Consider the following 6,538-nt stretch of genomic DNA (forward strand, 5'->3'; position numbering starts at 1 on the left):
GCGGGCGAAGGACAGCAGCACCCCGACGGCCGCGAGCGTCATGACGAGCGCGGAGCCACCGCGGGAGATGAACGGCAGCGGCACGCCGATGACGGGCAGCAGGCCGAGGACCACGCCGATGTTGACCATCGCCTGGCCCAGCACCCACGTCACCAGGCCGGCCGTGACGATCTTGACGAACATGTCGTCGGAGCGGCGCACCAGCCGCACGCAGCTCAGGCCGAGCACGGCGAACAGCAGCAGCACGACGAGGGTGCCGGGCAGGCCGAGCTCCTCCCCGATGATCGCGAAGATGAAGTCGTTGTCCGCCTCGGGCAGCCACTGCCACTTCTCGCGGCTCGCCCCCAGGCCGACCCCCCACCAGCCGCCGGAGGCCAGCGCGTACTTGCCGTGCACGGGCTGCCAGTCCAGGCCCTGGGCGTCGCCGGAACCACCGCTGAGCCACATCTGGACGCGGTTGATGCGGTTGGCGCTGGTGAGGACCGCGACGGCCGCCAGAGCCGCACCGGCGGCGCCCGCCACGGCGAAGAACCGCAGCGGCACGCCCGCCGCCCACAGCATGCCCACGACGATCATCATCATGATCAGCGCGGTGCCGAGGTCATGGCCCAGCAGCACCAGGCCGATGGTGGCGACGCAGCTCGGCGCCAGCGCCGCGAGCAGGTGCTTGACGTCGTGCAGCTGGTGCTGCTTGCGCACGAGGACGAGCGAGCAGCTGAGGACGAGCGCCAGCTTGGCGGCCTCCGACGGCTGCCCGCTGAAGGGGCCGATCTCGATCCAGTTGCGGTTGCCGTTGACGACCTTGCCCAGGCCGGGGACGAACACCGTCAGCTGCAGGCAGACCGCGGCCACCAGCAGCGGCAGCGCCAGCGACCTCCAGCGCGCCGGGGAGATCCGGCTCGCCACCACCAGCGCCACCGCACCGATCACCGCGAAGGCCGCCTGGTTCTGGAACCCGGCGAACATCGAGCGCCCGTCGGCCAGCGACTCCACGCTGGAGCTGGACAGCACCATCACCAGGCCGATGACGACGAGCAGCGCCGTCGTGCCCAGCAGCAGGTGGTACGTGGCCAGCGGGTTCTCCAGGCGCACGGCGTAGCCGCGGCCCCACTCCAGCGCCTCGTGCAGCACGCCGGGCAGCCACCGCCCCCGGCCCCGCCCACCGCCTGAGTCGTGGTCGCCGCGCTCGGCGCCGGGCCCGACGCGCAGGCCCGCCTCCCCGGTGAGCGTCACCGCGCGTCCCGGCGGCGCACGGCCGCGGCGAACGCGTCACCGCGGTGGGCGTAGGAGGTGAACTGGTCCATCGAGGCGCAGGCCGGGGCGAGCAGCACCGTGTCACCGGGGCGGGCCAGCGCCGCGGCGTGCGCCACGACCGCGTCCATCAGCGCATCGGGCAGGGCGTCCACCGGCCCAGTCTGGGGCGGGTCGACCAGCACGACCGGCACATCCGGGGCGTGTCGGGCCAGCGCCGCCGCCAGCTCGTCCCGGTCGCGGCCGATGAGCACCGCGGCGCGCAGCCGCCGCGCGTGCGCGGCGACGAGGTCGTCGAAGCGCGCCCCCTTCGCCAGGCCGCCCGCGACCCACACCACCGGGTCGAACGCGGCCAGCGACGCGGCCGCCGCGTGCGCGTTCGTGGCCTTGGAGTCGTCCACCCAGCGCACGCCACCGGGCTGCTCGACGACCGCGACGCGGTGCGGCGCCGGGGTGAAACCGCGCAGGCCGTCGCGCAGGGCCACCGCCGCCACCCCGCCCTCGTCGGCCAGCGCCGCGGCGACGAGCGCGTTGTCCACCGTGTGCGGCGCCACGGGGCCGCCGTCGCGGGACAGGTCCGCCAGCGTCGCCAGCTCCGCCGCGGAGGTGCGCCGCTCGGCGACGAACGCCCGGTCGGCCAGCACGTCCTCCACGACGCCCAGCGCACCCACCGGCGGCACCCCGCGGGTCGTGCCGACGGCGCGGCAGCCCTCCTGCACGTCGGCCTCGCGCACCAGCCGCTCGGTGCGCGCGTCCGCCAGGGAGTACACGCACGCGACGCCCGAGCCCTCGTACACCCGGCCCTTGGCGCCGGCGTAGGCGTCCAGGGAGCCGTGCCAGTCGAGGTGGTCGGGGGCCACGTTGAGGCAGGCGCTGGCCAGCGGGCGCAGCGAGGCCTCGGTGTCGGTGGACAGCCAGTGCAGCTGGAAGCTGGACAGCTCCACGGCCAGCACCTCGTAGGCGTCCGGGTGGCGCATCGCCTCCAGCAGCGGCGTGCCGACGTTGCCGGCGACCGCGGCGCGCAGCCCGCCGGCGCGCAGGATCGAGGCGGTCATCTCCACCGTCGTGGTCTTGCCGTTGGTGCCCGTCAGGGTCAGCCAGCGCGCCGCGCCGGTGGCCGGGCGCATCCGCCACGCCAGCTCCACGTCGCCCCACACCGGCACCCCGGCCAGCGCCGCGGCGACGAGCAGCGGCGCGTCGGGGTGCCAGCCCGGGGACGTCACGACGAGGTCGACACCCGACCAGCCGCCCGGGGCGTCCGCCACGTGCTCGGGGCCGAGCAGGACCCGGGCGCCGAGCACCTCCAGCAGCCGGCCGCGGTCCCGCTCGCCCTCGCCGGTGCGGGCGTCGACGACGACGACCTCGGCACCGGCCTCCAGCAGCGCGTCGGCCGCCGCGAAGCCGGAGACGGCGATCCCGGTGACCAGCACCCGCAGCCCCGCCCACGGCGAGGACGCCGAGCGCAGCGCCCGGACCCGGTCGGTGTCGGCGGCGCGGGGCGCGCCCAGCGGCCCCGAGGTCCAGCCGCTCACGAGCCCACCACCCACTCCGCGTAGAAGACGCCCAGCCCCAGGGAGACGAAGAGGCCGGCGATGATCCAGAACCGGATGACGATCGTGACCTCGCCCCAGCCGGCGAGCTCGAAGTGGTGCTGCAGCGGGGCCATCCGGAAGACCCGTTTGCGGGTGAGCTTGAAGGAGGTCACCTGGATGACCACGGACAGGGTGATGAGGACGAACAACCCGCCGAGGAGGACGAGCAGCAGCTGGGTGCGGCTGAGGATGGCCAGCGCGGCCAGCGCGCCGCCGAGCGCGAGGGAGCCGGTGTCGCCCATGAAGATCTTCGCCGGGGAGGCGTTCCACCACAGGAAGCCGAAGCACGCCCCCAGCAGGGCGGCGGCCACGACGGCCAGGTCGCGGGGGTCGCGGACCTCGTAGCAGCGCGCGGGCAGACCGGGGCTGAGGCAGTTCTGGTTGGACTGGAACGTCCCGATCAGCACGTAGGCCGCGAACACCATCGTGCAGGCGCCGGTGGCCAGCCCGTCGAGGCCGTCGGTGAGGTTCACCCCGTTGCTGGTCCCGGCGATCATGAGCAGCGCCCACAGCACGAACAGCACGGTGCCGGCCACGGACCCGGCGAACGCCAGGTCCAGCGCGGAGACGTCGCGCAGGAACGAGATGTGCGTCGAGGCGGGCGTGCGGCTCGTCCCCGAGGGGAAGCGCAGCGCCAGCACGGCGAAGGCGACACCGACGACGACCTGCCCGGCGACCTTGGCGCCGGCGCGCAGGCCGAGGCTGCGCTGCTTGGAGATCTTGATGAAGTCGTCGAGGAAGCCGACGATCCCCAGACCCGTCATGAGGAACAGCACGAGCAGCCCCGACGCCGTGGGGGGCCGCTGGGTCGCCAGGTGCGCGACGGCGTAGGCACCGAGGGTGGCCAGGATGATGACGGCCCCGCCCATCGTGGGCGTGCCGCGCTTGGTGTGGTGGCTCGTGGGGCCGTCGTCGCGGATGAACTGCCCGTAGCCGCGGTGCACCAGCCAGCGGATGTAGAGGGGGGTGCCGAAGAGCGCCAGGACCAGGGACACCGCCGCGGCGATGAGGACGGTCCTCACTGCGCCGCCACCAGCCCCTCGGCCAGCCGGGCCAGGCCCGCGCCGTTGGAGGACTTCACCAGCACGACGTCGCCGGGTCGCAGCTGCTCCGCGAGCAGCGCCGCGGCGGAGTCGACGTCCGCGGCGAAGGCGGCCTCCTCGCCCCAGGACCCCTCCATGACCGCACCGGTGTAGACGGGCCGGGCCCCCGCGCCCACGGCGAGCAGCCGCGAGACGTCCAGGCGCACCGCGAGCCGGCCGACGGCATCGTGCTCGTCGCGGGAGGTCGGCCCCAGCTCGAGCATCTCCCCCAGCACCGCCCAGGTGCGCCGGCCGCCGGCCATCGCGACCAGCGCCTTGAGCGCGGCGCGCACGGAGTCGGGGTTGGCGTTGTAGGCGTCGTTGACCACGGTCACCCCGTCGGGGCGCTCGACGACCTGCATCCGGCCCGGGCTGACCGCCTCGGCGCCCGACAGCGCCGCGGCGACGCCCGGCAGCGGCACCCCGGCGGCCAGGGCCGCGGTGGCCGCGGCGAGGGCGTTGGCGACCTGGTGCTCGCCGTGCAGGCGCAGCGCGACCCCGGCCTCGCCGACCGCACCGGGCAGGCGGCTGACCAGGCGGAAGCGGGCCCGGGCGGCGGCGTCGAGCTCCACGTCGACGGCGCGCACGTCCACGTCCACCCCGCGCCCGTGCGTGAGGACCCGCGCGCGGGTGCGCCCGGCCATCGCCAGCACGCGGGCGTCGTCGGCGTTGAGCACCGCGGCGCCGTCGGCGGGCAGCGCCTCGACGAGCTCGCCCTTGGCGCGGGCGGTGGCCTCCGGGGAGCCGAACTCCCCGGCGTGGGCCGCCCCGACGTTGAGGACCACCCCGATGCGGGGCGGGGCGATCGCGCACAGCGCGGCGATGTGGCCCTGGCCGCGGGCGCCCATCTCCACGACGAGGTGCTCGGTCCCGGCGTCCGCCTGTAGCACCGTGAGCGGGGCGCCGATCTCGTTGTTGTAGGAGCCGCGCGGCGCGACGACGGGCCCGGCGGTGGCCAGGACGGCGCGCAGCAGGTCCTTGGTCGTCGTCTTGCCCGCCGACCCGGTGACGCCGACGACGACGGGCCGACCCGCCGTGACCAGGCGATCGAGCACCCCGCGGGCCAGCCGGCCGAGGGCCGCCACCGCGTCGTCGACCTCGACGACCGCCGCGGCCCCGGCGGGGACGTCGACGGGGCGCTGGGTGAGGACGAGGCGCGCCCCGGCCGCGACGGCGGCCCCGGCGTGCTCGGCGCCGTCGGTGCGCGCCCCGGGCAGGGCGACGAAGAGCGCACCGGGCACGGCCAGCCGCGAGTCGACCACCACGGGCCCCGTCACCACGGGTCCGTCCACGCCGGCGGGGGCGGCGGTCAGACGTCCCCCCACCAGCTGCTCGACGTCCCGGCTGGACAGCGGGATCACTGCGTGCCTCCTCGGCGGATCGGGAGCACCCCGGGACCGGGGCGCTCGGTGGTGCTGGTGCCGGCGGTGGCCGCCGGGCGGGCGGCGCGGGCGCGCAGCAGCTCGGCGGCCACCCCGGCGTCGTCGAAGGGCAGGACGCGACCGGCGACCTCCTGCCCGCGCTCGTGGCCCTTGCCCGCCAGCAGCAGCGTGTCGCCCTCCCCGGCGCAGGCGGCCAGGCCGGCGGCGACGGCCTCGCGGCGGTCGGGCACCTCGAGGACCCGCGTGCCCGCACCGGCGGCGGCGCGGGCCCCGGAGAGCACGGCCGCGCGCACGAGCGCGGGGTCCTCGGAGCGGGGGTTGTCGTCGGTGACGACGACGACGTCGGCCAGCCGGGCGGCGGCCGCGCCCATGGCGGGCCGCTTGCCGGGGTCGCGGTCCCCGCCGGCGCCGAGGACGACGACGAGGCGGTGCGGGGTGCCGGCGCGCAGCGTGCCCAGGGCGCGCTCGAGGGCGTCGGGGGTGTGGGCGTAGTCCACGACCACCACCGGCTCGTCCGGTGTGCCCGTGGTGACCGGCTGCATCCGCCCGGGAACGCCGCCGGCGGCCGCCGAGCCGCGCTCGACGTCCGCGGGGTCCACCCCGGCCTCCAGCGCGGCGATCGCGGCCAGCGCGGCGTTGGCGACGTTGAACGCGCCGGGCAGCGGGCAGCCGAGCGCGAGGCGGCGGCCGTCGCGGGAGACGGCGGTGAAGGTGCTGCCCCGGCGGCCCGGCACCACGTCGACCACGCGCCAGTCGGCGTCCTCGCCGCCGGCCCCCGCCGTGGCCACGGTGGTGACCGGGACGGTGGCGGTGCGTGCCAGGCGCCGCCCCCACGCGTCGTCCACCGCCACCACGGCGCGGCGGGAGCGGCGGGGGGTGAACAGCTCCGCCTTGGCGGCGAAGTAGTCCTCCATGTCGCGGTGGAAGTCCAGGTGGTCCTGGCTGAGGTTGGTGAAGACGGCGACGTCGAGCACCAGGCCGTCCACCCGGTGCAGGCGCAGGGCGTGGCTGGAGACCTCCATCGCGCAGGCGCCCACGCCGGCGTCGCGCATCCGGGCGAACAGGGCGTGCAGGTCCGGGGCCTCCGGCGTGGTGCGCGCGCTCGGCACCCGCTCGTCGCCGACGCGGATCTCCACGGTGCCGATCAGGCCGGTGCGCCGGCCACCGGCCGCCAGCAGCGGCTGCAGCAGGTGCGCGGTGGTCGTCTTGCCGTTGGTGCCGGTGACGCCGA

Annotated in this window: 5 protein-coding genes; all 5 read right to left on the reverse strand. The window is 76.4% G+C overall.

Features of this window, described 5'->3' with window-relative positions; translation table 11 throughout:
* On the reverse strand, positions 1 to 1,233 hold a 1,233-nt coding region (ftsW, locus tag ABEB16_RS15690), incomplete at its 3' end, for a putative lipid II flippase FtsW (protein WP_345713162.1).
* Positions 1,230 to 2,783, reverse strand: coding sequence for a UDP-N-acetylmuramoyl-L-alanine--D-glutamate ligase (gene murD / locus ABEB16_RS15695; RefSeq protein WP_425560217.1), 1,554 nt, complete (start codon positions 2,781 to 2,783; stop codon positions 1,230 to 1,232). The genes murD and ftsW, both read right to left, overlap by 4 nt.
* Positions 2,780 to 3,865 (reverse strand): phospho-N-acetylmuramoyl-pentapeptide-transferase, encoded by a 1,086-nt coding sequence (mraY, locus tag ABEB16_RS15700; RefSeq protein ID WP_345713163.1) that lies wholly within the window; start codon positions 3,863 to 3,865, stop codon positions 2,780 to 2,782. The genes murD and mraY overlap by 4 nt, the downstream gene beginning before the upstream one ends.
* On the reverse strand, positions 3,862 to 5,286 hold the full coding sequence (locus ABEB16_RS15705) for a UDP-N-acetylmuramoyl-tripeptide--D-alanyl-D-alanine ligase (protein ID WP_345713164.1): 1,425 nt from the start codon (positions 5,284 to 5,286) through the stop codon (positions 3,862 to 3,864). Before ABEB16_RS15705 ends, mraY begins: the two co-directional genes overlap by 4 nt.
* Positions 5,283 to 6,538, reverse strand: a 1,256-nt coding sequence (locus ABEB16_RS15710; protein WP_345713165.1) for a UDP-N-acetylmuramoyl-L-alanyl-D-glutamate--2,6-diaminopimelate ligase, incomplete at its 5' end; no start/stop codon positions are given. The genes ABEB16_RS15705 and ABEB16_RS15710, both read right to left, overlap by 4 nt.

Origin of the sequence: Kineococcus glutinatus (assembly GCF_039542765.1) — a bacterium.
In the GTDB taxonomy this organism is placed as follows: domain Bacteria; phylum Actinomycetota; class Actinomycetes; order Actinomycetales; family Kineococcaceae; genus Kineococcus_A; species Kineococcus_A glutinatus.